Source organism: Bacteroides cellulosilyticus DSM 14838 (genome assembly GCF_000158035.1).
Lineage (GTDB): Bacteria > Bacteroidota > Bacteroidia > Bacteroidales > Bacteroidaceae > Bacteroides > Bacteroides cellulosilyticus.
The window spans coordinates 1-717 of record NZ_EQ973505.1 but is presented as its reverse complement, the minus strand read 5'-3'; the positions used below and the strand labels follow the sequence as shown (position 1 = coordinate 717).

Below are 717 nucleotides of genomic sequence, written 5' to 3'. Positions count from 1 at the left end.
GATCTACTATATCGAATTATTTTAAATGAATCAAATATGTAAGTCCGCAGGAGAAATATTTCCCTTTCTGCATCATTGCTTGTACCAAAAAATGATGAAAGAGAAGATAATTCATTCCTATCAAAATATCATGTGAATCATATTCAGCTATTAATCTCAAATCAGATAACATGGAAGGGGAATAAGTTATTCCTCCGGCAATGCCATTCAGATGGTAATCATTACGACGGTTATAAAGATAAGATACATGTAGTCCTAATTCTTCTTTATTTACTGGAATATGTTTTGTCATTGCAACATAAAAGCGAGAAAAATATCCATTACCACCATCGCCCGAAGGCATTATCTCTCCACCCCTACTTTCTGTAAACGGATCAGATGTGCCTAAAACTACTGCTGGCATATATTTAAAGAATTGTTCTTCTTTCAAAACCCTTAACCGAAGAGAGAAATACCGATCCTGATTAGTGAACTTTCCCATTTGAGATTGTACTCCCCATTGAGGAGTTACCTTAAAAAGGGTACAAGTATATGCTATTTCCAAACAAGGGAAAATGGTTACATTCAAGTAGTAATTATATGTATTATAATTAAATCGAGGAGGAGTTAAGTTCTCATTTAAAAATCCCCCACCAATCATAACGGTTTTATCTTGCTGCATTTCCGCCGAAGGAGAATGCAACAACCCTGTAACTCCGTAAGAATATTGAGGAAATA

At 34.9% G+C, this 717-nt stretch carries 1 protein-coding gene; it reads right to left on the bottom strand.

Annotated features, from left to right (window positions below; all coding sequences use genetic code 11):
* Positions 1-16: 16 nt before the first annotated feature.
* On the bottom strand, positions 17-717 hold a 701-nt coding region (locus tag BACCELL_RS25350; RefSeq protein WP_007215042.1), incomplete at its 5' end, for a YjbH domain-containing protein.